Annotated in this window: 22 protein-coding genes; 14 read left to right on the top strand and 8 right to left on the bottom strand. The window is 66.6% G+C overall.

What is annotated here, in order from left to right; all coding sequences use genetic code 11:
• The first annotated feature begins 405 nt into the window (after positions 1–405).
• The 10 genes from GFY24_RS17230 to GFY24_RS17185 all read left to right on the top strand — a co-directional run bounded on the left by GFY24_RS17230 (position 406) and on the right by GFY24_RS17185 (position 13,756).
• Positions 406–3,099: a valine--tRNA ligase gene (locus GFY24_RS17230; protein WP_309230959.1), complete on the top strand. Its 2,694-nt coding sequence runs from the start codon at positions 406–408 to the stop codon at positions 3,097–3,099.
• Positions 3,100–3,164: 65 nt separating this feature from the next.
• Positions 3,165–4,535 (top strand): folylpolyglutamate synthase/dihydrofolate synthase family protein, encoded by a 1,371-nt coding sequence (locus tag GFY24_RS17225; protein ID WP_153806237.1) that lies wholly within the window; start codon positions 3,165–3,167, stop codon positions 4,533–4,535.
• Positions 4,532–4,939 carry a DUF4233 domain-containing protein gene (locus tag GFY24_RS17220; protein ID WP_194852904.1) on the top strand — a complete coding sequence of 136 codons (408 nt, stop codon included), beginning with the start codon at positions 4,532–4,534 and terminating at the stop codon, positions 4,937–4,939. The genes GFY24_RS17225 and GFY24_RS17220 overlap by 4 nt, the downstream gene beginning before the upstream one ends.
• Before the next feature lie 153 nt (positions 4,940–5,092).
• Positions 5,093–5,509 (top strand): nucleoside-diphosphate kinase, encoded by a 417-nt coding sequence (gene ndk / locus GFY24_RS17215; RefSeq protein WP_309230958.1) that lies wholly within the window; start codon positions 5,093–5,095, stop codon positions 5,507–5,509.
• Positions 5,510–5,915: 406 nt separating this feature from the next.
• Complete coding sequence (locus tag GFY24_RS17210) at positions 5,916–9,125, top strand: translation initiation factor IF-2 N-terminal domain-containing protein (protein WP_375336056.1); 3,210 nt, start codon at positions 5,916–5,918, stop codon at positions 9,123–9,125.
• Between the two features lie 359 nt (positions 9,126–9,484).
• Complete coding sequence (gene rplU / locus GFY24_RS17205) at positions 9,485–9,796, top strand: 50S ribosomal protein L21 (protein ID WP_067568881.1); 312 nt, start codon at positions 9,485–9,487, stop codon at positions 9,794–9,796.
• 41 nt (positions 9,797–9,837) lie between these two features.
• The gene (gene rpmA / locus GFY24_RS17200; RefSeq protein WP_153806057.1) at positions 9,838–10,104 is read left to right on the top strand and encodes a 50S ribosomal protein L27; all 267 of its coding nucleotides are present in this window, start codon (positions 9,838–9,840) and stop codon (positions 10,102–10,104) included.
• Between the two features lie 156 nt (positions 10,105–10,260).
• On the top strand, positions 10,261–11,712 hold the full coding sequence (gene obgE / locus GFY24_RS17195; RefSeq protein ID WP_153806056.1) for a GTPase ObgE: 1,452 nt from the start codon (positions 10,261–10,263) through the stop codon (positions 11,710–11,712).
• 130 nt (positions 11,713–11,842) lie between these two features.
• A complete protein-coding gene (proB, locus tag GFY24_RS17190; RefSeq protein ID WP_153806232.1) occupies positions 11,843–12,943 on the top strand; it encodes a glutamate 5-kinase in 1,101 nt (366 codons plus the stop codon).
• Positions 12,944–13,222: 279 nt separating this feature from the next.
• On the top strand, positions 13,223–13,756 hold the full coding sequence (locus GFY24_RS17185) for a DUF4254 domain-containing protein (protein ID WP_194852903.1): 534 nt from the start codon (positions 13,223–13,225) through the stop codon (positions 13,754–13,756).
• A 162-nt stretch (positions 13,757–13,918) separates the two neighbouring features.
• Here the strand turns inward: GFY24_RS17185 and GFY24_RS17180 are convergent, their stop codons facing one another.
• The 4 genes from GFY24_RS17180 to GFY24_RS17165 are packed head-to-tail and all read right to left on the bottom strand — an operon-like array spanning position 13,919 to position 17,798.
• Positions 13,919–15,016: a methyltransferase gene (locus tag GFY24_RS17180; RefSeq protein ID WP_153806055.1), complete on the bottom strand. Its 1,098-nt coding sequence runs from the start codon at positions 15,014–15,016 to the stop codon at positions 13,919–13,921.
• A gap of 56 nt (positions 15,017–15,072) precedes the next feature.
• A complete protein-coding gene (locus GFY24_RS17175) occupies positions 15,073–15,480 on the bottom strand; it encodes a MarR family winged helix-turn-helix transcriptional regulator (protein WP_153806054.1) in 408 nt (135 codons plus the stop codon).
• 15 nt (positions 15,481–15,495) lie between these two features.
• Complete coding sequence (locus GFY24_RS17170; RefSeq protein WP_153806053.1) at positions 15,496–16,911, bottom strand: MFS transporter; 1,416 nt, start codon at positions 16,909–16,911, stop codon at positions 15,496–15,498.
• A 44-nt stretch (positions 16,912–16,955) separates the two neighbouring features.
• The gene (locus GFY24_RS17165) at positions 16,956–17,798 is read right to left on the bottom strand and encodes an NAD(P)H-binding protein (protein WP_153806052.1); all 843 of its coding nucleotides are present in this window, start codon (positions 17,796–17,798) and stop codon (positions 16,956–16,958) included.
• Between the two features lie 111 nt (positions 17,799–17,909).
• On the opposite strand from GFY24_RS17165, the gene GFY24_RS17160 reads away from it, so the two are divergent.
• The gene (locus tag GFY24_RS17160; protein ID WP_153806051.1) at positions 17,910–18,398 is read left to right on the top strand and encodes a MarR family winged helix-turn-helix transcriptional regulator; all 489 of its coding nucleotides are present in this window, start codon (positions 17,910–17,912) and stop codon (positions 18,396–18,398) included.
• Positions 18,399–18,466: 68 nt separating this feature from the next.
• Here GFY24_RS17160 and GFY24_RS17155 read toward each other — a convergent pair whose 3' ends face one another.
• Positions 18,467–20,584 (bottom strand): ATP-dependent DNA helicase RecQ, encoded by a 2,118-nt coding sequence (locus GFY24_RS17155; RefSeq protein ID WP_153806050.1) that lies wholly within the window; start codon positions 20,582–20,584, stop codon positions 18,467–18,469.
• Between the two features lie 180 nt (positions 20,585–20,764).
• Complete coding sequence (locus GFY24_RS17150) at positions 20,765–21,367, bottom strand: TetR/AcrR family transcriptional regulator (protein WP_153806049.1); 603 nt, start codon at positions 21,365–21,367, stop codon at positions 20,765–20,767.
• A gap of 71 nt (positions 21,368–21,438) precedes the next feature.
• Here GFY24_RS17150 and GFY24_RS17145 point away from each other — a divergent pair, with 71 nt between their 5' ends.
• Both GFY24_RS17145 and GFY24_RS17140 read left to right on the top strand, forming a co-directional pair.
• The gene (locus tag GFY24_RS17145; protein ID WP_153806048.1) at positions 21,439–22,185 is read left to right on the top strand and encodes an MBL fold metallo-hydrolase; all 747 of its coding nucleotides are present in this window, start codon (positions 21,439–21,441) and stop codon (positions 22,183–22,185) included.
• Between the two features lie 102 nt (positions 22,186–22,287).
• A complete protein-coding gene (locus GFY24_RS17140; RefSeq protein ID WP_153806047.1) occupies positions 22,288–22,767 on the top strand; it encodes a hypothetical protein in 480 nt (159 codons plus the stop codon).
• Between the two features lie 3 nt (positions 22,768–22,770).
• Here the strand turns inward: GFY24_RS17140 and GFY24_RS17135 are convergent, their stop codons facing one another.
• Both GFY24_RS17135 and GFY24_RS17130 read right to left on the bottom strand, forming a co-directional pair.
• Positions 22,771–23,991, bottom strand: coding sequence for an RtcB family protein (locus GFY24_RS17135; protein WP_153806046.1), 1,221 nt, complete (start codon positions 23,989–23,991; stop codon positions 22,771–22,773).
• 136 nt (positions 23,992–24,127) lie between these two features.
• Positions 24,128–24,682, bottom strand: coding sequence for a TetR/AcrR family transcriptional regulator (locus GFY24_RS17130; protein WP_153806045.1), 555 nt, complete (start codon positions 24,680–24,682; stop codon positions 24,128–24,130).
• A 92-nt stretch (positions 24,683–24,774) separates the two neighbouring features.
• Here GFY24_RS17130 and GFY24_RS17125 point away from each other — a divergent pair, with 92 nt between their 5' ends.
• Positions 24,775–25,209, top strand: coding sequence for a nuclear transport factor 2 family protein (locus GFY24_RS17125; protein WP_153806044.1), 435 nt, complete (start codon positions 24,775–24,777; stop codon positions 25,207–25,209).
• The last annotated feature ends 70 nt before the right edge of the window (positions 25,210–25,279 follow it).

The raw sequence follows: 25,279 nt of genomic DNA, 5'->3' as shown, positions 1-25,279 counted from the left end.
CAGTCGCCCGGCCCGCAAACCCGACTCGGAGTGTGAAATGCAATGCAGTCAGAACCGCCGGAGTATTCGAAAACCGCTGGCCGCCAATAATATTCGGGTCTTGCCCGGATTCGCCTCTGCGCCTACGCAGCTCCGCTGCGGGTAGCGAAGGCCATGCGGCCCACGCAACGCACATGCAACGAATTGTGGCCTACCCTGGCGCATTTGGCCCAGAACCTGAGAATTGCTTATGGATCCGAGAGACCCGCCGGAATCGGCGGTAGGCTTACCTTCGAAGGCGGGGCCTTCGGTGTCCCTCATCCGCCGAAGGTTCCGCCCTTCGGCTTTCTCCGGAAATCTTCCGGCCCTCACACCCGTCGCAGCCGCGCTGTCAAGCCCTGCCGGGGTCTCAATTAGAATCGCACGGTGACCAGCACAGCCTCTGAGAACCCGCGTAATCGTGCCGATGCCCTCCCCAAAAGCTGGAACCCCAGTGAGGTAGAGGCCGACCTGTACGAGCGCTGGGTAGCCGCTGGTTACTTCACCGCCGATGCGAGCAGTGAAAAGCCCGCGTACTCGATCGTGCTGCCCCCGCCGAATGTCACCGGCACCCTGCATATGGGCCACGCCCTCGACCACACCCTGATGGACCTGCTCACCCGCCGCAAGCGCATGCAGGGATATGAGGTGCTCTGGCTGCCGGGCATGGATCACGCCGGCATTGCCACCCAATCCGTGGTGGAGAAGCAGCTCGCCGTCGACGGCAAGACCAAGGAAGACTTCGGCCGCGAACTCTTCATCGACAAGGTCTGGGACTGGAAGCGCCAGTCCGGCGGCCAGATCCAGGGCCAGATGCGCCGCCTAGGCGACGGCGTCGACTGGAGCCGCGACCGCTTCACCATGGACGACGGACTCTCCCGCGCCGTGCAGACCATCTTCAAGCGCCTCTACGAAGCGGGCTTGATCTACCGCGCCGAGCGCCTGGTGAACTGGTCGCCGGTGCTCGAGACCGGCATCTCCGACCTCGAGGTCGACCATAAAGAGGTCGACGGCGAACTCGTCTCACTGCGCTACGGCTCACTGAACGACAATGAGCCGCATGTGATCGTGGCCACCACCCGCGTGGAGACCATGCTCGGCGATACCGCCGTGGCCGTGCACCCCGATGACGAGCGCTACCTGGCACTCATCGGCACCACGCTCTACCACCCGATCACCGGCCGCCAGATCCCGATCGTCGCCGACGACTACGTCGACCCCGAATTCGGTTCCGGCGCAGTCAAGATCACCCCAGCGCACGACCCCAATGACTTCGAGCTCGGCCTGCGGCACAACCTGCCCATGCCGACCATCATGGACAAGACCGGCAAGATCGCCGACAGCGGAACCGAATTCGACGGTATGGACCGCTTCGAAGCCCGGCTCAAGATCCGCGAACGCCTCGAGGCCGAGGGCCGCGTGGTCGGCCGCGTCTACCCGTACAAGCATCAGGTCGGCCACTCCGAGCGCTCCGGCGAACCCATCGAACCGCGCCTGTCCATGCAGTGGTGGGTCAAGGTCGAGGGCATTGCCAAGGCGGCCGGCGACGCGGTCCGCAACGGGGACGTCACGATTCACCCCGCCAGCCAGGAACCGCGCTGGTTCGACTGGGTCGACAATATGCACGACTGGAACATCTCGCGTCAGCTGTGGTGGGGCCACCGCATCCCGATCTGGTACGGCCCCGCGGGCGAGATCGTCTGCGTCGGCCCGGACGAGCAGGCCCCCGAGGGCTACGTGCAGGACCCGGACGTCCTTGACACCTGGTTCTCGTCGGGCCTATGGCCCTTCTCCACCATGGGCTGGCCGGACAACACCGCCGAACTCGAGAAGTTCTATCCCACCAGCGTTCTCGTCACCGGCTACGACATCCTGTTCTTCTGGGTCGCCCGCATGATGATGTTCGGCATGTTCGTCTCCGACGATCCGGTGCTCACCACAGGCAAGGATGCCGAGCAGAAGCAGGTCCCGTTCCAGGATGTGTTCCTGCACGGCCTGATTCGCGACGAACACGGCAAGAAGATGTCCAAGTCGCGCGGCAACGGCATCGACCCGCTGGACTGGATCGACGAATACGGTGCGGACGCAACCCGATTCACCCTGGCCCGCGGCGCACAGCCCGGCGGCGACCTCTCGGTCGGCACCGCGCATGTGACCGCCTCGCGCAGCTTCGTCACCAAGCTGTTCAATGCCACCAAGTTCGCGCTCATGAACGGTGCGCAGCCGGGCGAACTGCCCGCCCGCGAGATACTCACCGATACCGACCGCTGGATCCTGGACCGCCTCGAAGAGGTGCGCGCCGAGGTCGACGCCAGCTTCGACCGCTACGAATTCGGCAAGGCCTGCGAGGCGCTCTACCACTTCGCCTGGGACGAATTCTGCAGCTGGTACCTGGAATTGGCCAAGGTGCAGTTCGCCGAATCCTCCGAGCGCGCCGCCAGCACCCGCATCGTGCTCGGCAATGTGCTCGACTCGGTACTGCGCCTGCTGCATCCGGCCATCCCGTTCGTGACCGAACAGCTGTGGCTGGCGCTCACCGGCGGTGAATCCGTCGTGGTCGCCGCCTGGCCGCGGGCCACCGGCCTTGCCGCCGACCAGGTTTCAGCCACCCGCATCGCCGACGCCCAGCGCCTCATCACCGAGATCCGCCGCTTCCGCAGCGACCAGGGCCTGTCCGACAGCCAGAAGGTCTCGGCCAAGCTCATCGGCCTGGACACCGCGGATCTACTCGCCCAGCAGACCGAAATCACCAACCTGGCCCGCCTCACCGCACCCGGCGACGACTTCGCCGCCACCGCCGCGGTCGAGGTACGGTTGAGCTCGTCCACCGTCACCGTCGAGATCGACACCTCCGGGACCGTCGACCTCGAGGCCGAGGCCCGCCGCCTCGAAAAGGATCTCGCCGCCGCGCAGAAGGAACTCGCGGGCACCACCGGCAAGCTCGGCAACCAGGGCTTCCTGGCCAAGGCCCCCGACGACGTGGTCGCGAAGATCAAGGCGCGCAAGGAAATTGCCGAGTCCGAGGTCGAGCGCATCGGCGCCCGCCTCGCCGAGATCGCGAAGCTGGCGGAGCGCAAGTGAACGACGAACCCGAGCGTCAGTACGCGGCAGGCCCGATCATCACCTCCCCGGTGGATCTGGCAGAAATGGCATTGGTCGAAGCCGAACTCGACAAGCGCTGGCCCGAGACCAAGATCGAACCCTCGCTGACCCGCATCGCCACCCTCATGGATCTGCTGGGTTCGCCGCAGCACGGCTACCCGGCAATCCATATCGCGGGTACCAATGGCAAGACCTCGGTCACCCGCATGATCGACGCGCTGCTCACCGCCCTGCACCGGCGCACCGGGCGAATCACCAGCCCGCACCTGCAATTGGCGACCGAGCGCATCGCCATCGACAACGCGCCCATCACGCCCGGCCAGTACGTCGAGCTGTACCGCGAACTGCTGCCGTTCCTCGAGATGGTCGACAAACAGTCCATCGCGTCCGGCGGCCCGGCGCTGAGCAAGTTCGAAGTGCTCACCGCCATGGCCTACGCGAAATTCGCCGAGGCGCCCGTCGATGTCGCCGTCGTCGAGACCGGCCTGGGCGGCACCTGGGACGCCACCAATGTGATCGACGGCCAGGTCGCTGTCATCACCCCGATCGGCTTGGACCACACCGACTTCCTCGGCTCGGACCTCGGGTCCATCGCGGGGGAGAAGGCCGGAATCATCAAGAAGGCCCCGGCCGACGAACTGGTTCCGCGCGACACCGTCGCGGTCATCGCCGAACAGCAGCCCGAAGTCATGGAAGTCCTGCTGCGCCGCGCCGTCGACATGGATGCGGCTGTGGCACGCGAAGGTTCGGAGTTCCGAGTCCTGACCCGCCGCGTCGCCATCGGCGGCCAGGTCCTGGAACTGCAGGGCCTCGGCGGCGTCTACGACGACATCTTCCTGCCGCTGCACGGTGAGCATCAGGCCCGCAATGCCGTGCTCGCACTCGCCGCGGTCGAAGCCTTCTTCGGCGCGGGCGCATCCCGGCAACTCGATATCGATGCCGTCAGAGCAGGTTTCGCCTCCGTGCAGAGCCCCGGCCGGATGGAGCGCATGCGCAGCGCGCCGACCATCTTCATCGACGCCGCGCACAACCCGCACGGCGCACAGGCCCTCGCGGCAACGCTCACCAGCGAATTCGACTTCCGCAAACTGGTCGGAGTCGTCGCGGTCCTCGGGGACAAGGACGCCGCGGGCATCCTGGACGCCCTCGAACCCATCCTCGACGAAATCGTCGTCACCGAGAACGGTTCTCCCCGCGCCCTTCCCGTGGACGATCTCGCCAACCTCGCCGTACAACGCTTCGGTGACGAGCGCGTAGCGGTGGCCAACGACCTCACCGACGCCATCGAAACCGCGATCGCGCTCGCCGAAGAAGGCGAGAGTGGCGAACTGGTCTCCGGTGCGGGCATCGTGGTCACCGGATCGGTCGTCACCGCCGGGACGGCCCGCTCACTGTTCGGAAAGGACCCCGCATGAGTGCCGAGGTGCCCGCAGGCGTACCCGAACCCACCACCGACCCGTGGAAGGGTTTCCGCGGCGTCATGGCCGGAACCCTCGTCCTCGAGGCCATCACCGTGCTGCTCGCGCTACCCGTGGTCGGCGCGGTCGGCGGCGGCCTGAAGTGGTGGTCCGTCCTCTACCTGGTCGGCCTCGCGGTGCTCATGTTCCTGGGCGCGGGCGTCCAGCGCCGCCCCTGGGCCATGCCCTTCAACCTCACCCTGCAGGCGGCCCTGCTGGCAGGCGGTTTCATCCACCTGTCCATCCTGGTCATCGGTGTGGTCTTCGCCGCGGTCTGGCTCTTCATCCTGTTCCTGCGCGCCGATGTCCGTAAGCGCATAGAGGCGGGCCTGCTCCCCAGCCAGCGAATGTCCGGAGCCTGATCCGACGCAACGGCTGATTTCGCGAGGTCGGGGTAACTCCGGGGGGACGTCCATAGCCCAAGGGGCACTCAACCGCCGGTACGCGAATGGGACTGTTGGGGCTCTTAGTTGGGCGTTTAAGTTCCGGGGAGGCGGGGGAGCTAGGCTACGCCCGTGACTGAGCAGACGTTGGTACTCATCAAGCCCGACGGCGTGGCCCGCGGCCTGATCGGGGAGATCATCACTCGCATCGAGCGCAAGGGTCTCAAGATCGCGGCGCTCAAGCAGGTGAATGTCTCCGAAGAGATCGCCGTGGCGCACTACGCCGAGCACCGTGAGAAGGCGTTCTTCGGATCGCTGATCGAATTCATCACCTCGGGTCCGGTCATCGCGGCCGTCCTCGAAGGCCCCCGCGCCATCGCCGCCTTCCGCCAGCTCGCCGGCGGCACCGATCCGGTCGAGAAGGCCGTCCCCGGCAGCATTCGCGGCGACTATGCCCTGGAGACCCAGTACAACCTGGTTCACGGCTCGGACGCGCCCGAGTCCGCCAAGCGCGAAATCTCGCTCTGGTTCCCCGAATTCACGTACTGACCAAGTCCCGAACCCGGGGACTCTTGTGCGCCGCTGCGGGGGCAGCGGCGTCATGTGGGATACTGGCACCGGAAGTGGTCACTGCCCGTCATTAGCGGCAGGTGAGTGCCACCTCTGATTGACACCACGGCACGACGGACGATCATCGCTGCCGCCGACGGCTTCAAAGACTCGGTTGTCGGCTCGCACGCTGGATGAACGCTCGTGTGGTGGGGTTGAGCCAAACCACCCAGGCGCCACGTGACCAGTTAGCCCGAACGACGAGAAAAACGTGATAACGGGCACGCGGCGCGCAGACCATTGATCTCGCGCCCCTGAGGGCGCGAGGCGAAGACAGTGCCCCCGCGTCGGCCGCGTCACTCTGTCACTCTTCGGAGGGACGCGCCCGGGGGCCCAAGGAGATTTCGTGGCCGAAAAAGAGCCGCAGGAAGCAACACAGGTGAACGCCGACGGGGAGGCCGCGGACACCGTCTCGGCTGCCGAACAGTTGCCGGAACGGATCCGAGTGCACGCACTGGCGAAGCTGCTGGGCACCACCAGCAAACGTATCCTGGCCCACCTGACCGAGATGGGCGCGCAAGCCCGCAGCCCCCAATCGAGTCTGGACCGCACGGTCGCCGAAACCGTTCGCGAGGCCTTCGGGCCGCGCTCGGTCGAAGTGCCCGCGACCGTCGACGAGGCCATCATCGCGGGTGACGAGCTCGCCGCCGATGAACTCGCCGCCGAAGAGGTGGAGGCCGCCGAGGCCGCGGTCAGCACCCCCACGCGCAAACGCGCCCCCAAACTTTTCACCAGCCCGTTCCAGCAGCCGGAGCTGCCGGTCGAGGAGCCGGTGGTCTATCAGCCGTCCGCGCCCGTCGCGGCACCGCTGTTCCTCTCGCCCGATGTGGCCGCCGCGGAGGAGACCCGCCGCAAGCTGCGCACCGAGCGCAAGCCCAAGGTCGAGGACAAGCCCCGCGAGGAGCAGGTCCGCGAGGACAAGCCGCGCGCGGAGAAGGCCGAGAAGGCCAAGGTCGAGGAGCAGGTCCGGGTCGAGACCAAGGCTGTCGAGGAGAAGGCCGCCGAGGAGACCGCCGCCGACGAATCCGATGACGAGCAGGACTGGGACGGCGGCGAACAGCGCGGAGACGGTGCCTCGCGCCGGCGTCGTCGCGGCCGTCGCGGTCGTGGCCGGGGTCGTGGCGAACAGCATCCCGATGACGAGAACGGCGAGATCGATCCCGAGATCGAGGATCAGCTGCGCGCCGATGCCGAGGCCGAAGCCGAGGAGTCCGAGGACGACGCCGACGATTCGGCCGTGCCGGAGGGTTCGAGCAGCCGTCGCCGCCGTCGCCGCCGTCGCCGCAAGGGCGGGGACGATACCGAGAACGAGCCCGAGGTGGCGGACGACGATCCGCCGAACACCGTCGTGCACGAGCGTGAGCCGCGCAGTAAGCGCCGCGCCGCCGCGAAGGAGAGCAATCCCGACGAGGTGCAGGGCATCAGCGGGTCGACTCGACTCGAGGCCAAGCGTCAGCGTCGCCGGGACGGTCGCGAGGCCGGTCGCCGTCGCCCGCCCATCCTGACCGAGTCCGAATTCCTGGCCCGCCGGGAATCGGTGGACCGGGTAATGGTGGTGCGCGACAAGCACTTCGCCGATCACCCGACCTCCACCACGCAGGTCGCGGTGCTCGAGGACGGCGTGCTGGTCGAGCACTTCGTGACCAGCACCGGGTCGGCGTCCATGGTGGGCAATGTCTACCTGGGCAAGGTGCAGAATGTGCTGCCGTCCATGGAAGCGGCGTTCGTCGATATCGGCCGTGGCCGTAATGGCGTGCTGTACGCGGGCGAGGTGAATTGGGAGGCCGCCGGACTCGGTGGCAGGGAGCGCAAGATCGAGCAGGCGCTGCGGCCCGGTGACACCGTGCTGGTGCAGGTCTCCAAGGATCCGGTGGGACATAAGGGTGCCCGCCTGACCACGCAGATCAGCCTGGCCGGTCGCTTCCTGGTGTACGTGCCGGGCGGTACCTCCACCGGTATCTCGCGCAAGCTGCCGGACACCGAGCGCAAGCGGCTCAAGGAGATCCTGCGCGATATCGTGCCGCAGGACGCGGGCGTCATCATCCGCACCGCGTCCGAGGGTGTGGAAGAGAACGAGCTGGCGCGCGATGTCGAACGCCTGCAACAGACTTGGCGTTCCATCGAGGAGCAGTCCAAGGGCGGTTCGAATACGCCCAAGACGCTGTATGAAGAGCCCGACCTGCTGGTCAAGGTGGTTCGCGATCTGTTCAACGAGGACTTCTCCAAGTTGGTCATCGAGGGTGAGCGCGCCTGGACGACCGTGGAGAACTACGTCCGCACGGTCGCCCCGGATCTGCTTGTCCGCGTGCAGAAGCACGACAACAACGGCGTCGACGTGTTCGGCAGCCTGCGGATCGACGAGCAGTTGGCCAAGGCCCTGGATCGCAAGGTGTGGCTGCCCTCGGGCGGCACCCTGGTGATCGATCGCACCGAGGCCATGACGGTCATCGACGTCAATACCGGCAAGTTCACCGGTGCGGGCGGCTCGAACCTGGAAGAGACCGTCACCCGGAACAATCTGGAGGCGGCCGAGGAGATCGTGCGCCAGATGCGGTTGCGCGATATCGGCGGCATGATCGTCGTCGACTTCATCGATATGGTCCTCGAGTCCAATCGAGATCTGGTGCTGCGCAGGCTGACCGAGGCCCTGGGCCGCGATCGCACGCGTCATCAGGTCTCCGAGGTCACCTCGCTGGGCCTGGTCCAGATGACCCGTAAGAAGCTGGGCACCGGCCTGGTCGAGGCGTTCTCCAGCACCTGTGAGCACTGCCACGGTCGCGGTCTGATCGTGCACAACTACCCCGTCGAATCGGCTCCGGTCGAGGAGGGCGGCGTCGGCCGTCGCGAGGGTTCGCGTCGCCGCCGCAAGGACCGCGGCAATGCCGCGCCCGAGGCGCCGGTCGTGGTCGAGGCCGCCCCGGTGGTCGAGGTGGAGACCGCGGAGAGCAAGGAGAAGGCCGCCGCCCGGCGCGCTCATCCGGTCGCGCTCGCCATGGCCGCGCACCACGACGATGATCTGCATCACGACGAGGCGTACAACGACGAGGACGATCAGGTCGCCGATGAGGTGGCCTACGCCCAGCAGGCCCTGGCGCAAGCCGCGGTCGCCGGTGCGGAAGCGGTCGCCGAGGCCGCGGCCAGTGCCGAGCCGGTGCACGTTTCGGCCAACGGCACCAACGGAACCGCCCCGCGCACAGTCGAATCCGAGGCCGCGGACACCGTGGTCGAGGAGGAGGCCGAAGTGGCCGCCGCCGCGGCCGCGGTGCTGGTGGATCAGGCGCAGGCCGCCGAATCCGCGCGGGTGTCCGAGCCGGAGGTGACCGCGCAGGTCTCCTCCCAGCCCGCCCGCCGGGCCGGCCGTCGCCGGGTGGCCCGTGCGGTCACCGCCCCGGCCTCGGCCAGTGAGGGCGCGGTCTTCGTGCTCTCCAGCGCGGATCAGCCGCAGGCTCCGAGCCTGTCCCTCGCGGATCTGGCTCCCGTGGAGGTGACGCCGCGGGCTCGTCCGCGCCGTCGCGCCGCCGGACGTCCTGCGGGCGCTCCAGAGGGCGAGAACTGACCGCTCTGTTCTGACAGCGAGTGTGGCCCCGCCGTAGCAACGGTGGGGCCACACTCCGTCGGAGGTGGAGGCGGTGTGTGTCAGACGCCCAGGCCAGGCGGGTTTCATCGCCGTTCAGGTGCGCAGAACCCCCGGTTTGGACGCCCCGGGCCAGTCCTGTACTCTTGGACAGTCGCTGCCCCCGGCGACAGTGCTCTGCCGCATGTTTCGGCAAATGCGCTGTGAGAACGAGGGTCCGGTTCCAATGTGAACCTTCAGGCCCGAGGCGGCGGTGAATACCAGACCAGTCATTCGGCGGTTCCCGGTGCAAAGCCGGTGGATCAGCCGTGTAGTACTACAGGAAGAAGGGCAGCCGACCGATGGCAACGTACGCAATCGTCAAGACCGGCGGAAAGCAGTACAAGGTCGCGGTTGGTGACCTGGTGAAGGTCGAGAAGATCGAGGGTCTGCCGGGCACTTCCGTGTCGCTGGCGCCGGTGCTGCTGGTTGATGGCGCCGAGCTGACCACCGATGCTGACAAGCTGGCGAAGGTTTCCGTGTCCGCCGAGGTGGTCGAGCAGACCAAGGGCCCGAAGATCCGTATCCACAAGTTCAAGAACAAGACCGGCTACCACAAGCGTCAGGGCCACCGTCAGAAGCTGACGGTCCTGAAGGTCACCGGCATCAAGTAATCCGACTTGGGGTTCGTCACCCCGGCACGAGGAGTTCTGAAATGGCACATAAGAAGGGTGCATCCAGCTCGCGCAATGGTCGCGATTCGAATGCCCAGCGGCTCGGCGTCAAGCGCTTCGGCGGCCAGGTCGTCAAGTCCGGCGAGATCCTGGTTCGCCAGCGTGGTACGCACTTCCACCCCGGCGTGAACGTCGGCCGTGGCGGCGACGACACGCTGTTCGCCCTCGCGGCGGGTTCGGTGCAGTTCGGCACCAAGCGTGGTCGCAAGACCATCAACATCGTGGTTCCGGAGCCCGTGTCGGCCTGATGCCGCACTGGAGCTAATCCACACGCACTTCGCGACGCGGGTCAGGGTTGAAATAGCCCTGGCCCGCTTCGCTGTTTTCACAGACTGATACGAACACGTGCCAGCCTTGGCCGTGCGATAGCGAGCCGACTGTCCTGAAGGAGGATGATCACCGATATGTCCAAATTCATCGACCGTGTGGTGCTGCACGTGGCTGCGGGCAAGGGTGGGCACGGATGTTCCTCGGTACGCCGAGAGAAGTTCATGCCGTTGGGCGGACCCGATGGCGGTAATGGCGGTAATGGCGGTGACGTCATCCTCGAGGTCGACGGAAACGTCCACACCCTCTTGGACTTCCACTTCCACCCGCATGCCAGGGGCGGCAACGGCAAGCCGGGTGAGGGCAATGATCGCAGTGGTAAGCGCGGCGAGGGGCTGCTGCTGAAGGTGCCGGACGGCACCGTCGTGATGACTCCCGAGGGGGAGGTGCTGGCCGATATGGTCGGCATCGGCACCCAGTATGTCGCCGCGCTGGGTGGCAGGGGCGGGCTGGGCAATGCCGCGCTGGTGTCCAAGGCGCGCAAGGCTCCCGGTTTCGCGCTGCTCGGCGAGGAGGGCCAGGAGCGGGATCTGGTTCTCGAGCTGAAGTCGGTGGCGGATGTGGGCCTGGTGGGCTTCCCGTCGGCCGGTAAGTCCTCGCTGGTTTCGGTGTTGTCCGCGGCCAAGCCGAAGATCGCCGATTACCCGTTCACCACGCTGGTGCCGAATCTCGGTGTGGTGCTTTCGGGTGAGACCACTTTCACCGTGGCCGATGTGCCGGGTCTGATTCCGGGCGCGAGCGAGGGCCGGGGTCTGGGCCTGGACTTCCTGCGGCATCTGGAGCGCTGCGCCGTGCTGGCGCACGTGGTGGATTGCGCGACTCTGGATCCGGGTCGCGATCCGATCTCCGATATCGACGCGCTCGAGGCCGAGCTCGCCGCGTACCAGCCCGCGCTGAAGGGCGATGAGGGACTGGGCGATCTGGCGGACCGGCCGCGCGTGGTCATTCTCAACAAGGCGGACGTGCCCGATGCCGCCGAGCTCGCGGAGATGGTGACTCCGGAGTTGAAGAAGCGTGGCTGGCCGGTGTTCACGATCTCGGCGGTGAGCCGGGAGGGCCTGCGGCCGTTGACCTTCGCGCTGGCGGAGATGATTCGGCAGTACCGCGAGGAGCATCCCAAGGCCGAGGCCAAGCGCGCGGTCATCCGTCCGGTTATCAAGGGCGACAGCGGTTTCCAGGTTATTCGCGATCCCGAGGTCGAGGGTGGCTTCATCGTCACCGGTGAGCGGCCCGAGCGCTGGGTGGCGCAGACCCAGTTCGACAATGAGGAGGCCGTGGGTTACCTGGCCGACCGCCTGGCTCGCCTCGGTATCGAGGAGGAGCTGGTCAAGCTCGGCGCGGAGCCGGGCGCACCGGTGACCATCGGCGACTTCTACTTCGATTGGGAGCCGCAGATCTCCGCCGGTGTGGAGACCATGATGACCCGCCGTGGCGCGGACGCGCGCCTGGATCAGACCGAGCGCATCGGCGCGGCCGAGCGTAAGCACGCCTCGCGGGCGCGCCGCGGCCTGATCGACAACGAGGGATAGCAATACGACCGCACCGGGATTCGCGCGAATACCGGTGCGGGTGATAGTGATTCGAGGCGGCGGTACCGTACCGCGGGCGAATTGAGGTGTGGTGCAGGTGAGTTCGAGTATCACGCGGGTGGAGTCGGAGCTGAGCGCGGCCCGGCAGGCCATCGCGACGGCGCGCAGTGTGGTCGTCAAGATCGGCTCCTCGGCGCTGACCAGTCTCGAGGGCGGTCTGGAGACCGAACGCCTGGATCGACTGGCCGATGCCGTCGAGGCCCGCATGCGCGCCGGATCCGATGTGGTGGTGGTGTCCTCCGGGGCCATCGGCGCGGGTATCGCGCCGCTCGGATTGTCCAAGCGCCCAAAGGATCTGGCCACCAAACAGGCCGCCGCGAGCGTCGGTCAGCTGGCTCTCGCGCACGCCTGGGGTACCTCGTTCTCCCGTTATGACCGCGTGGTCGGACAGGTCCTGCTCAGCGCGGGTGACTTCGGCCGCCGCGAACATCACCGCAATGCCCAGCGCACCCTGGACCGTCTGCGGTCCCTGCACGCTATCGCCGTGGTGAACGAAAACGACACCGTCGCAACGGAAGAGATCCGGTTCGGCGATAACGACCGCCTGGCGGCGCTGGTCGCCCATCTGGTCGGCGCGGACGCGTTGATCCTGCTCTCCGACGTGGACGGCCTCTACGACGGCGACCCCCGCAAGGGCGCCGCCAACTTCATTCCCGAGGTGCGCAGCAGCGCCGACCTGGACGGCGTAATCGCAGGCAGCGGAGGCGCTTTGGGCACCGGCGGCATGGCCTCCAAGCTCTCCGCCGCGCGCCTGGCCGCCGACGCGGGCGTTCCCGTCCTGCTGGCGGCGGCCTCCGATGCGGCCGCGGCGCTCTCCGGCGCAACCGTGGGCACGGCCTTCGCCGCTCGTCCGGTCCGTCTCTCCGCCCGCAAATTCTGGGTCCGCCACGCCGCCGACAGCCACGGTGCGGTCCACATCGACGCGGGCGCGGTCTCGGCGGTGGCCGAGCGCCGCCACTCCCTGCTGGCCGCCGGCATCACCAAGGTCGCGGGTCGCTTCTACGGCGGCGATGTAATCGACCTGATCTCCCCGGACGGCACGATCGTCGCGCGCGGCGTAGCGGCCTACGACAGCGAAGAGCTGGAATCCATGAAAGGCCGCTCCACGAGCGAACTTTCGGATGGTATGCAGCGCCCGGTCGTGCACGCGGACGATCTGGTCAAGGTCTGACCCGGCACCTTTCACCAACCGGTCGGTCGCTTATAGCGTATTTCCGTGCGTGTCGGCACGGCGCGGCGACTCAGGGGCATCGGAAGGCCATGGAAAGGGCAGTGGGCGGGACGGGTTTGCGGCGCATCCTGGAACTTGCACCCGGCGCCGCATCGTAGATGTGCCCTTCGCCGATACGCGGTCGCCAGGATCCGGCGCGGTCCGCCCTTGCCGCGCCGGGCTCGCGGTCCGGTGACCGCCCGCGGCGCCGGGTGCGCCCGCACCGCCGTGGAGGTAGGTATGTACATACCGCAACCGGACGACACCCAGCTGTCGTGGGCGAGTGGCCGTGACAATGTCTTCGCGCACCGCCCCCTACTACCCGACTGGCACGAATTGCTGGCCGCCTTCTGCGGTCATATAGGCGACCAGTCCGACGACCATCCCGTCACCCGCTGGGCTCGTGGCCTGGCCGAACTGCATTTGGAGCGTGGCGCGGAACGCGGTGATCCTGGTGCGGCCGATACCCGTGCCGTCGATGAACGGCGCGCCCGGACAGTCACTTTCATCGATGAGTGGGTGGCGAGACGGGTGCGGCGGAGGGGAACGCGCACCGAATCCCTCGGTTCGCTCATCGACGCCATGGCCGCCGCGCACGTGTACGCGGTGCATCTGCTGAGAACGGTGGACCGGGTCTCGGATGAACAGGTGCACGCCGCCTGGTACGACCTGGCCGAAATGGCGGCCGGGTGGACGGACCGCGCGGCGAATGTTCTCGGTACGCAGGAACGAAGAGCTGCTCCGCCCTCGCAGCGCCTGCAGCGCCCGGCTTGAGCGCCGGGGTGATCACCCCGGTGGCGAATGGGTGCGCCGGGTTGGGTTGTGTTGTGGTGTTGGACGCCTCGGGTGCGGCGGTTGTCCGAGGATTCCGGTGCTACGGCACGTACCCGTGCTGGCGGTGATCGGCGCAAGGGGGCCGATCACCGCCGGGGGAGATCAGCGTGCCGGGCGGGCCTCCAGCACGGATTCCGGGGCGGCGGTGGGCACGATGCGGGTGAGGGTGAAACCGCTGCGGGCCAACAGGTTCCGGAACTCCTGTTCGGTGCGTTCCCGGCCGGTGGCATTGACCAGCATCTCCAGGTCGATGAATTTTCCGGCGTGCGGGCGCTGGTGACCGGGCAGCACGATATCGATGATGAGTACGCACGCATCGGGTTCCATGGCGGTGCGCATCGTGCGCAGAATGCGTTCGGCCTCCGCATCGGACCAGTCGTGGATGATGTGTTTGAGAATGTAGGCGTCCCCGCCCTTGGGCACGGCCTCGAAGAATGATCCTGTCTGCACCGAAAGCCGTTCCGCCAGGCCGAGTTTCGTAATCTGCGCGGGTAGTTCGGTGACGACCTCGGGCAGATCGAAGATGATGCCGCGCCCGGCGGCGGTGCGTTCCAGGATTTCGGTGAGCAGGCTGCCGTGCCCCCCGCCCACATCCACGAGCGTGTCGAAGCGCCCGAAATCGTATGCGGCGAACAGTGGTTCGGTACTCAGGGTGCTGACACTGGTCATGGCCCTGTCGAACATGTCTCCGATATCCCGGTGCGCGGCGGCGTATTCGAAGAACGGCATCCCGTCCAGCGCGGGCCCGACCGAATGTCCGGTGCGCACCGCGTCGGCCAGATGCGTCCAGTGTTTGCGGTGGAATCCGGAGCCGAAGAACAGGAATATGTCTCGCAGCGTGACCTCCGCATCACTGCGGAGCGCCTGTGAGATGCCGGTGAGCGTGTAGGCCCCATTGCGCCGCTGGGTGAAGACGTCGAAGCTGATCAGCAGCCGCATGAGCCGCCGCAGTGCGTCCTCGTCCACGCCGAGGGTCCGGGCGAGTTCCTCCGGTTTCCGGGGCCCGTCGCGTAGTGCGTCGGCGATCCCGAGTTCGGCCGCCGCATTGATGGCCTGGGTGAGGAACCCGGTCATATTCAATTCGAGTAGGGCGATATGCCCGGGTACCAGCCGCCGGTGGACGGCCGCGAGACCGTCGCGGAACCATCCGAGTGCGCGCAGCAGGGGGAGCGGCGGAACTTTCGCGGGTGTGGACGCCATGATCAACTCCAACCGGTTTCGGGGACTGGAATGCTCGGCAATCGAATGGGTTGAGCCTACGCGCGGGCTTCGAGATTGCTGGTCATACGCTCGAGAACCGAGACGGCGGTGCGGTATTCGTCATCTGTGACGCCGGCGAGGGAGACCTCGCGGAAGGTATTGATCCGTTCGCCGACCTCGACGAGTCGTTCACGGCCGTGATCGGTGAGGGCGAGGTGTGCGGGGGCCGGGCGGGAGACCCAGCCGTCGGTGAGCACCAGGCTGATGGCGGTGTCGAGATCGGCGGTATCGGCATTGGCGACCAGGATGCTGTGCACCGCGTCGTCGGCGACGTCGCCGCCATCGCGGACGACATTGAGGACCTGCCAGGCGAGCCGGGTGAGGCCGAATTCGGCGAGGGCATTGTTCATGTAGTGGGTGATGGCGCGATCGGTGCGATTGAGCCAGTAGCCGATGGGCTTCATGGGAATCCTTGTCCTTCAGTGTGATTCGGCGGCGGCGTGTTCGGGCAGCAGCCGGTAGACGAGACAGCAGGCGAGGGTGAGGGCGGCGATGACCAGCAGGCTGGTGGGCGCGCCGCCGGAGGTGTGGAAGTAGACGGTGGTGACCGCGGCCGCGCCGATACTGTTGGCGAGCTGCTGTACCGCTGAGAGCGTGCCGCTGGCACTGCCGGATTCGACGGGATCGATGGTGCCGAGGGTGACCCGGAAGATGGTGCCGAAGCAGGCGCCGAGGCCCAGGCCGGTGAGCAGGATGGGCGCGATGAGCACCCAGCCGGACAGGTCCGCGCCGCGCTGATCGATGAGCGCGTAGAGGATGAGGCTGCCGGTCAGGGTGAGCAGCAGGCCGATCAGAACCAGCCTGCGACCCAGGCGTTCGAGTAGCTGATGGGTGGCGATGGAGGCCACGATAATGCCGATGGCGAGCGGGGCGAGGGCGATCGCGGCCTGGGTCGGCGTGCGGCCCAGTACATCCTGCAGGAAGAGCGAGAGCACATAGAGCAGTCCGGAGGTGGCGGCGAAGTAGACCAGGCCGAGCAGCAGGCCGGAGGTGAAGCCGCGATTGCGCAGTAGTGAGGGTTCGATGAGCGGTGCGGCGGCGTGACGCTGACGCAGGCAGAACCCGGCGAAGAAGACGGATCCGGCGGCGAGCGCGAGGATGGGGCGGGCGGTCCAGCCATTGGCCGGACCGTCGATGAGGCCGTAGAGCACGCCGAGCATGGCGGCGGCGAGCAGCGTGGAGCCGAGGCCGTCGATGCTCACCGTGCGATCACCGGAATCGCGTGGTAGCAGTTTGACCGCGAGAGCGGTCGCGAGACCGCCCAGCACGATATTGATCAGGAACATGGAACGCCAGCCGAGCCCGAAAAGGTCTGCGTCGATGAGGAATCCGGCGAGGATGGGTCCGCAGATGGCGGAGAGTCCGAGGGCGGGGGCGAAGACGCCGAACGCCTTGCCGAGTTCGTCGCGGGGGAAGATCGCGCCGAGAATGCCGAAGCCCTGCGGGATGAGTAGTGCGCCGAAAGCGCCCTGTAGCAGGCGGAAGACGATGATCGCGGCGGGGCCGAAGGCGAGTCCGCAGGCGACCGAGGCGAGGGTGAAGCCGATGATGCCGATCAGGAACAGGCGGCGGCGGCCGAATTTGTCGCCGAGTCGTCCGCCGACCACCAGCAGTACGCCCATGGCGAGTGCGTAGGCCGCACCGAGCCATTGGATCAGGGCCGCGCCGCCGCCGAGATCGGCGGCAATGGTCGGGGCGGCAATGGTGGTGATGGTGGAGTCGAGTAGATCGAGGATTTCGGCGAAGAGGATGACGGCGAGTACGGCCCAGCGGGCGCGGATCATGCGTCGCGTCTCCGGAGCGTCGGTGCTGGGCTGGAGGGCCGGGGAGGACATGAAATGCCTTGGGGGAGAGGGGTCTCGCCGGGGCGAGACCGGAATCAGTTGCGGGAGAACGCGGTCGCGTTCTCGCCGGCCCACTGCGCGAAGGTGCGGGCGGGCGTGCCGAGCAGGGATTCGGTGGTGTCACAGATGGTTTCGGGCTGCGCGTCGGCGGCGGCCCAGAAGGACAGCAGCGAGCCGGCGTAGTCGGGCGACATGTACTGCGCCATATCTGCGGCGGCCTCATCGCGGGTGATGGTGACGAGCGGGACCTCGCGGCCGATCGCGGTGGAGACGATGGCGAGCTGCTCGCGGAAGGTCAGCGTCTGCGGGCCGGTGAGAGCCAGTGCGCGGCCGCGCAATTCGGTGCCGGTGAGCGCGGCGACGGCGATATCGGCGATATCGAGGGGGTGGATGAGCGCGATACCCGCGTCGGGGAAGGCGTGCCGGATCGGCTGGTTGTTGCCGATGGGCCAGCTCCAGCCGAGTGCGTTGCTGGCGAAGGCGCCGGCGCGCAGCAGGGTGGTGGGCAGGCCGGAGGCGAGCAGCGCCTGTTCGACGGCGAGATTGTGCTTGCCCATGGGGTCGTTCGCGGCGTCGGGAGCCAGCACCGAGGCGGAGGAGAGCAACACGATGTGCTCGACCCCGGCGGACTCGGCGGCGGTGAGGAAGGCGTCGATGCCCTCCGGGTTCGGGTAGAGGAAAACCTGGCGGACGCCTTCGAGGGCGGCGTCGAAGGTCTCGGGGGCGTCCAGGCGCAGTTCGGCGATCTCGACTCCGGAGGGGACGGTGAGTTCGGCCGGGTCGGCGCTGGCGGCGCGGACGGGCAGGTGGGCGGCGTGCAGGCGGGCGATAACCGCCTGGCCGACCTTGCCGCGGGCTCCGGTGATGAGGGTGGTCATGGGGTGCTCCATCTGGCTAGTGTTCCGTGTTTGTGTACATATGTATGTTGTCATGCACACGATTGCGTGTCAACACATGTCTTCGAAATTTCATGGATATACGATGGCCATATGACAGCGAAGGACACACGAACCGCCGATGACCTGCTCAATGCCGTGGGTCCGGCGTTCGCGAAGCTGCGCCGAACCAACCTGCTGGAGGTCGAGAACCCCATCTCCGCAAAGGATCTGAGCCGCACACTGGTGCTCAATATCGTCGCGGAGAACAGTCACGGGCCCGGCGCGGAAGTGACGGTCGGCAAGGTCGCCGAACTACTCGGCACCGACCCGTCGGTGGCCAGTCGCATGGTCAGCGACAACATCAAGGCCGGGTACCTGGTGCGCGCCGCCTCCCAGCAGGACGGCCGCCGCACGGTGCTGGAGTTGAGCTCCGACGGCCTGGCATTGATGGACCGATTCCGCAGGCATCAGCGCGATGCCTTCGACTACATCACCGCGGACTGGTCCGAGCGGGATCGGCTCGACTTCGCCCGGCTCATGCTCCAGTACGTCGAATCCCTCGACGGCCTGAAGGATCGAGGGCTCGCCAAAGACGCCTGATGCCGCGATTGCTGTTGCGGCACCGGGTGACTCGGGACCCTCGGCGCGTCTCGGGAGGTGCCGAACGGTTACGAGGGCGTCGCGAGGGCGAAGGGTAAGACGGCGTCCGCGCCCGCGGCGCGGAGCGTGCGGGTCGCCATGGTGAAGGTCCAGCCGGTATCGGTGAGGGCGTCGACCAGCAGGATAGGGCCGTCTACGCCGGTGAGATCCGGTGTCTCCCAAGCATTGTGGAGTGCGGCCACACGGTGTGCGGAGTTGACGGCCGAGACCGGTGGCAGATCGGGGCGCAGGTACATGGTGCCGAGATCGCGCAGCCGGCCGACTTCGGCGAGGCGGGCCGCGAGGGATGCGGTGAGCTTGGGGCGGCCGGGGGACTCCAGGGCGATGACCGCGGTGGGGCGATCGGCCCAATCCCATTCGCGCAGCACGGTGGTGCAGGCGCGGAAGACCTCATCCGGAATGGGGGCGTCGGGGGCATCGAGGAGGGCGCGCAGGCGCTGACCCCAGCCGAGATCGCTGAGGCGGCCGAGTACACGGCCGGTCTCCGCACCCTGGGTGATCTTGCCGGACAATGAGATTCCGAGTTTGGCCATACCGGTGGGCCACTGTTTGCGGGGTGCGAGGTCGATACCGGGGCGATCCAGGCGGGCGCGAATGGCGGCCAGATCGGTGGCATCCACGGCGGTGTTCTGGCGGGTGCCGGTGCAGTTGTCGCAGCGGCCACAGCCGGGGGAGTCGGCTCGCAGGCCGGGATCGTCGAGTTGGCCGCGCAGGAAGTTCATCCGGCACGCATCGGTGGATTGGTAGTCGATCATGGCCTGCTGCTCGGCATTTCGAGCAATGCTCAGGCGCTCATAGCGTTCGGTGTCGTACTCCCAGGGCTGGCCGGTATTGATCCAGCCGCCACGCACGCGCTGCACCGCACCGTCCACATCGAGGACTTTGAGCACCATCTCCAAGCGGGAGCGATTGAGCTCCACCAGGGGTTCGAGTGCCGCGGTCGAGAGTGCGCGATCGGTATTCAAGGCCGCCAGCACCGAGCGGACGATGTGCTCGCGGGGGAAGGCCACCGAGGCGAAGTAGCTCCAGATCTGGCGGTCTTCCGGCCCGGGCAGCAGCACCACCTCGGCGCGTTCGGTGCCACGGCCCGCACGGCCGACCTGCTGGTAGTACGAGATGGGGGAGGAGGGCGCGCCGACATGCACGACGAAGCCGAGATCGGGTTTGTCGAAGCCCATGCCCAGGGCCGAGGTGGCGATGAGCGCTTTGACCTCATTGTTGAGCAGCGCCGCCTCCAGGGCCTCGCGCTCGGTGGGATCGGTCTGGCCGGTATAGGCGGCGACGTGATGGCCGTGTGAGTTCAGCACATCGGCCAGGTCGTGGGCGGCGGCTACGGTGAGGGCGTAAACGATTCCGCTGCCGGGCAATTCGTGCAGTTTGCGGCTCAGCCAGGCGGTGCGCTCCACCGCGTCGGGAATGCGCACCACCGACAGATGCAGGGATTCGCGGTCCAGGCCGCCGCGCAGCACCAGTGTGTCCGTGCCGATCTGGGTCGCCACATCGGTGACCACGCGGTCATTGGCGGTGGCGGTGGTGGCGAGTACCGGCACATCGGAGCCGAGATCGGCTATGAGCGTACGGATTCGGCGATAGTCGGGCCGGAAATCATGACCCCAGTCCGAGACACAGTGCGCCTCGTCGATCACCACGAGTCCGGCATCGGCGGCCAGCTTGGGCAGTACCGCATCCCGGAAGTCGGGATTGTTGAGCCGCTCCGGGCTCACCAGCAGCACGTCCACCTCGCCCGCCGCGACCTGCGCGTGGATCTCGTCCCATTCGGTGACATTGCCCGAATTGATGGTCGCCGCAACCACTCCCGCGCGCTCGGCGGAGGACACCTGATTGCGCATGAGCGCCAGCAGCGGTGACACGATCACCGTCGGCCCGCGCCCCGCCGCCCGCAACAGCTTGGCGGAGATGAAGTACACCGCCGACTTACCCCACCCGGTGCGCTGCACGACGAGTGCCCGCCGCTTCTGCACCACCAGCGCCTCGATGGCCACCCACTGATCCTCGCGCAAGCGCGCGGACGGCCCGGCCAGTTCGCGCAACAACCGCTCGGCATCCTCCCGCAGGTCGCTGGAGGTTCCGGTTCTGGTCGCGTCGGTCGAGGTCACGCGCTCCATCGTGCCTCACCCGACCGACACCACCTAGCCCGACAGCGACTTCGCACCCCTTCGTCCTCCGGCGCGCCGTGGCCCCCGATACTTCGGCGGTCCATCCCCCCGTCATCCCGGCACGTTTTCGGCCGGGATCCACAGCCCGAGGTGGATCCCGGCCGAACGCGCGCCGGGATGACGAATGGGTCAGTCCGCCGCGGCGAGGTGGGCGTCCACCATGGTTCGCACGAGTGTCTCCAATGGCGGCCAGGGGAAACTGGGGCGATCCTGCCGCAGCGTGATCAGGCCGTGCATGGCCGCCCAGAGGCATACCGCGGTGGCGTTCGGGTCGGTGCTCCCGCAGTCCGCGGCGGCCTCGATGAGCAGTTGGATGGTCGGCAGTCCGGGCAATTGCCCTTCGGTCGGCTCCCAGCCGGGGGTGCCCGCGGTGCCGAAGAGTACGCGGTAATGGCCCGGGTTCCGGGTGCCGTAGTCGATATAGGCGTGGCAGATTGCCGAGAGTCGTTCGGCGGCAGCATCTTTCGGGACAGCATCGCGGGCGGTGGCCAACGCGGCATGCAACTCGCCGAATCGGACCTGGTACACGGCGGTCAGCAGTTCGCGTCTGTCATTGAAATGCAGGTAGACGCTCTGTGGCGCGATTCCGGCCGCCCTGGCCACGGCGCGCAGCGACAGCGCTTCCTGACCGTCCAGATCTTCGAGCAATGTGCTGGCCGCGCTGACGAGTTCATCGCGCAGGCGCGCGCCTTCGCCACGGCGATTACGGCTGCGAATGGGTTTGTCCGACACCTTGACAGCATAGCAAGACAGTCGTCTACTTACATATGTAAGCAGACGACTGTCTTGTTAAGGAAGTGCTCATGCTCACAGTTACCCGCGTCGTCCACGCCAGCGTTCTGCTCGATTTCGGCGGTGCGCGCATCCTCACCGACCCTTGGTTCTCCGAACGCCGCTTCTACTACCAGGGCGAGCCGCGCAGTATCGCCACCGCCGCCGACCTGCCCGAGCTCGCGGGCATTGTGATCAGCCACGGTCATTACGATCACTGCGATCTGGATGCCCTGATCGGATATCCGGACAAGACAGTGCCTTTCGCGGTGGTCCCCGGCCTGGCCGCGAAGGTCCGGGCGGCGGGCTTCCGCAATGTCACCGAGCTCGCGCCCTGGCAGCGCACCCACCTCGGCCCCGTCGAGGTGACAGCCGCACCCGCGAAACACGGTGTCCCCGAAGTGACTTTCGTACTGCGCGCCGAGGGCGACACCGTCTTCTTCGGGGCCGATACGCTGCGGATTCCCGAACTCGACGAGGTCGCCCGCCGCTTCCCGGAGATCGATCTGGCCCTGCTCCCCATCAATGGTCTGCGCATTCGCCCCATCCTGAATCACCGGGTCGTCATGGATGCGGTGGAGGCCGCCGACCTCACCCACGCGCTGCGCCCGCGCCTGGCGGTGCCGATCCACTACGCCTTCACCAGCGGTCCGCTGGGCGATCGCATCATGACCAAGTCCGAGCGCAATCGCCCGGATCTATATCGCGATGCGGCAGGCGATCTCGCGCCGGAGACGGAAGTGCGCGTGCTGAATCCGGGCATACCGCTCACCGTGTGACCGGCTTCGTTGCGGTGCGGTCAAGATCGCACGTAAACCCCTGCCGAGGCGGACAATGAGGTATCGGAGCCGCGTTGTCCTCCGGTGAGCAGGGAGACGGTGATGTCGGAGAAGTTTCCGTCGCCCGCGGGGTGGACTCCGCCGGGTGCGCAATTCCGAAGCAGCGGAGGGTTTTCGCGAACCATCGTCGGTGCGCTCGTCGGTCTGATAGTGACGCCCATCGGTATCGGCTTCGCGGCGCGCGGGGCCGCCGGCACCAGGCAGTGGGTGATTCTGGGCGATTTCGCCGACCGGTTGGGCGCCACCTTGCAGATCCTGGTGGCGGCGGTGCTGTTCCTGCTGGTGGCCGCGCTGGCCGCCTATTCGGCGGCGGGAACGATTGTGGGCGGCCTGGTTTGGGGCGTGCTACCGGGAGTCATCTATCTGATCTTCCCGGACGACACCTTCCGCCTGATCGGTGATCTCCCGGTCTCCGACGATATGCACATAGCACTCTTTCAGTGGCTACAGACCGGATTCCCACTGATAGTGGGCATTCTGCTCATCGGCGCCGGAGGGGCCGCAACCCTCCGCCGCCGATGACCGTCATCCCTTGACGCACAACACCTGTCGCAGTGTGTGCACCACATCCACCAGATTCCCCTGTGCCGCGATCACCTGATCGATGTCCTTGTATGCCGCCGGAATCTCATCCACCACCCCCGCATCCTTCCGAGACTCCACCCCCTCGGTCTGCTTGACGAGATCCGCAACGGTGAACTGCCGCTTGGCCGCACTCCGACTCATCCGCCGCCCCGCCCCATGCGAAGCCGAGTAGAACGAGTCCGGATTCCCCTTCCCCCGAACCACATACGACCGCGTCCCCATCGAACCCGGAATCAGCGCCAAATCACCCTTGCCGGCGCGAACCGCACCCTTACGAGTGACCAGCATCGGCATACCGTCGATAATCTCCTCATTCACATAGTTGTGATGGCAAGAAATCGGCTTGTCGAACAACACTTCTCGCTCACCGAACTCATCCCGCACAGCCTTGCAAACCAGCGCCAACATCACAGCCCGATTCCGCGCGGCATACTCCTGAGCCCAGTTCAGATCCCGCCGATAAGCATCCATTTCCGGCGTCCCGGAAACGAATACCGCAAGATCCTTGTCGGGCAGCTCCTGGTTGTGCGGCAAGGCGCGCGCAACCGTCATATGCCGCTCGGCAAGTTCCTTACCGATATTCCGGCTGCCGGAATGCAGCAGAACCCAAATCTGCTGATCTTCAGCGATGCAAATCTCGACAAAATGATTGCCGGATCCCAGCGTCCCAATCTGCTTACGTGCCTTGGATTCCCGAGCATGAACAGCGGGATCGAGTGACTCGAATCCCTTCCAGAACCGATCCCACCCGGCGCGCTGCGCATTGCTCGCCTGATGTCCGGAGACCTCGGCGTTCAGCCGGTTCACGTTCACCGAATCATCGTGCGCGGCAAAGCCGACCGGCACCGCAGCCTCGATTCGCGACCGCAGGCCATGCAGGTTGTCGGGCAGATCGCTCGCCTTCAGTGAGGTCCGCACGGCCTCCATGCCGCACCCGATATCGACGCCGACCGCCGCGGGTGAGACCGCGTCCTTCATCGCGATGACCGAGCCGACCGTGGCCCCCTTACCGAGGTGCACATCCGGCATGACCCGAACCCCGTACACCCACTCCAGCTTCGCGATATTGCGCAACTGCTGCAGTGCGGCCGGTTCGACCTCGTGCTCGTGGGCCCACATGAGCGTCTGCGCTCGAGTTCCGCGCAGCTCTACGGGAAACATTGGACATTCCTTCCTTCGGATTGCCTTAAAGGTAGGGCTGAAGCTTGTCCATGCGCACTGGATTATTTCGTGCGGAGCCTCCACCTGCGAAGAGAGATGCGCGCAGTACGCCCCAGCGGCCCAAGTCTTTTGGACTTCAGCGGGTCCGCAGGCCATCCAGGATGACGGCGAAGGTTCGTTCGCGTTGTGCGGAATCCGCGCTGTCCATATGTATGGCGATGAAGAATCCCTTGAGGACCGACATGAGATCGCCGAGGCCGATATCGGTGCGTACGGCTCCGGCCTGCTGTGCTTTGGACAGTAATTCGCCGATGGCGGTCTGTAGTTCGCGGGTTGGTCCGGCGTAGACCTGTTCCCCGCGCGGTCCGAGCGCGTCGACGAGATCGCGTTTGACTCCGCCGCCGGAGTCCATCTGCCGTAGGAAGGCGAAGAATGCTGTCCCGGCGTCGTCGGCGTTCAGCGCATCGCGTGCGCGCCCGGTCATGCGATCCACGCGATCGACGATGGCGGCCTCGAAAAGTGCTTCCTTGGTGGGGAAGTGGCGGTACACGGTGCCGGCGCCGACTCCGGCGCGTCGCGCGATTTCGTCGAGGGGGACCGAAATGCCTTCCGCCGCAAAGGCTTCCTGTGCGGCGGCCAGTACCCGCTCGCGATTGCGGCGGGCGTCGGCGCGGAGCGGGCGTTCGGTCATCTCCCGCAGCCTACCCATTGACAAGCGGGGCGCACGCCCCGAATACTAACCGGGTCGTACGTTCCGTTTAATTCCGACACCGTGGAGGCGCTATGTCCACTGCTGTAGAAACCCCTCGTGAACTGGTAGAACGACTCTTTCACGGGCTACCCGCTCGCGATGCCGAAGCCTTCGTGGCACTCCTGGCCCCGGATGCCGTTTTCGAAATCCCGTTCGTCATTCCGGGCTTCCCGAACAGGTTCGAGGGGCGCGAGGAGATTCGTGCCCATCTCGACCGCTGGTGGTCGCCGCAGCGCATGTCCGGCGTCGTGGTGCACGGCATTCACCCGACCATCCACGAGACCACCGAACCCGGACTCTTCCTGGTGGAGAACGATGTCGACCTGACCCGGCCGGGTATGGGGCGGGCGCGGGTGCGGACTTCGGTGAATGTGGTTCAGGTCCGCGACGGTCAGGTGGTGCTCTTCCGCGACTACATGGATACGAACCGAATCGCCGCCATGGTCCAGCAGATGCGAGAGATGTGACCCATGTGACCCACTCGATCGCGTGCCAATAGTTAGTGCATTAAGTATTGTTGCACTAACGGTACTGATC

The organism is Nocardia sp. SYP-A9097, from assembly GCF_009649815.1.
Taxonomy (GTDB): domain Bacteria; phylum Actinomycetota; class Actinomycetes; order Mycobacteriales; family Mycobacteriaceae; genus Nocardia.
This window is presented reverse-complemented; position numbering and strand designations above follow the sequence as displayed.

Excerpts from the sequence above, each read along its gene's own strand:
- GFY24_RS17180 (WP_153806055.1), bottom strand. The coding sequence starts at position 15,016 with ATGGCGTCCACACCCGCGAAAGTTCCGCCGCTCCCCCTGCTGCGCGCA.
- GFY24_RS17160 (WP_153806051.1), top strand. The coding sequence starts at position 17,910 with ATGACAGCGAAGGACACACGAACCGCCGATGACCTGCTCAATGCCGTG.
- GFY24_RS17130 (WP_153806045.1), bottom strand. The coding sequence starts at position 24,682 with ATGACCGAACGCCCGCTCCGCGCCGACGCCCGCCGCAATCGCGAGCGG.
- obgE (WP_153806056.1), top strand. The coding sequence starts at position 10,261 with ATGTCCAAATTCATCGACCGTGTGGTGCTGCACGTGGCTGCGGGCAAG.
- GFY24_RS17220 (WP_194852904.1), top strand. The coding sequence starts at position 4,532 with ATGAGTGCCGAGGTGCCCGCAGGCGTACCCGAACCCACCACCGACCCG.
- GFY24_RS17145 (WP_153806048.1), top strand. The coding sequence starts at position 21,439 with ATGCTCACAGTTACCCGCGTCGTCCACGCCAGCGTTCTGCTCGATTTC.
- GFY24_RS17135 (WP_153806046.1), bottom strand. The coding sequence starts at position 23,991 with ATGTTTCCCGTAGAGCTGCGCGGAACTCGAGCGCAGACGCTCATGTGG.
- GFY24_RS17140 (WP_153806047.1), top strand. The coding sequence starts at position 22,288 with ATGTCGGAGAAGTTTCCGTCGCCCGCGGGGTGGACTCCGCCGGGTGCG.
- GFY24_RS17175 (WP_153806054.1), bottom strand. The coding sequence starts at position 15,480 with ATGAAGCCCATCGGCTACTGGCTCAATCGCACCGATCGCGCCATCACC.
- GFY24_RS17170 (WP_153806053.1), bottom strand. The coding sequence starts at position 16,911 with ATGTCCTCCCCGGCCCTCCAGCCCAGCACCGACGCTCCGGAGACGCGA.
- rpmA (WP_153806057.1), top strand. The coding sequence starts at position 9,838 with ATGGCACATAAGAAGGGTGCATCCAGCTCGCGCAATGGTCGCGATTCG.
- GFY24_RS17125 (WP_153806044.1), top strand. The coding sequence starts at position 24,775 with ATGTCCACTGCTGTAGAAACCCCTCGTGAACTGGTAGAACGACTCTTT.
- GFY24_RS17185 (WP_194852903.1), top strand. The coding sequence starts at position 13,223 with ATGTACATACCGCAACCGGACGACACCCAGCTGTCGTGGGCGAGTGGC.
- GFY24_RS17155 (WP_153806050.1), bottom strand. The coding sequence starts at position 20,584 with ATGGAGCGCGTGACCTCGACCGACGCGACCAGAACCGGAACCTCCAGC.
- GFY24_RS17165 (WP_153806052.1), bottom strand. The coding sequence starts at position 17,798 with ATGACCACCCTCATCACCGGAGCCCGCGGCAAGGTCGGCCAGGCGGTT.
- rplU (WP_067568881.1), top strand. The coding sequence starts at position 9,485 with ATGGCAACGTACGCAATCGTCAAGACCGGCGGAAAGCAGTACAAGGTC.
- GFY24_RS17225 (WP_153806237.1), top strand. The coding sequence starts at position 3,165 with ATGGCATTGGTCGAAGCCGAACTCGACAAGCGCTGGCCCGAGACCAAG.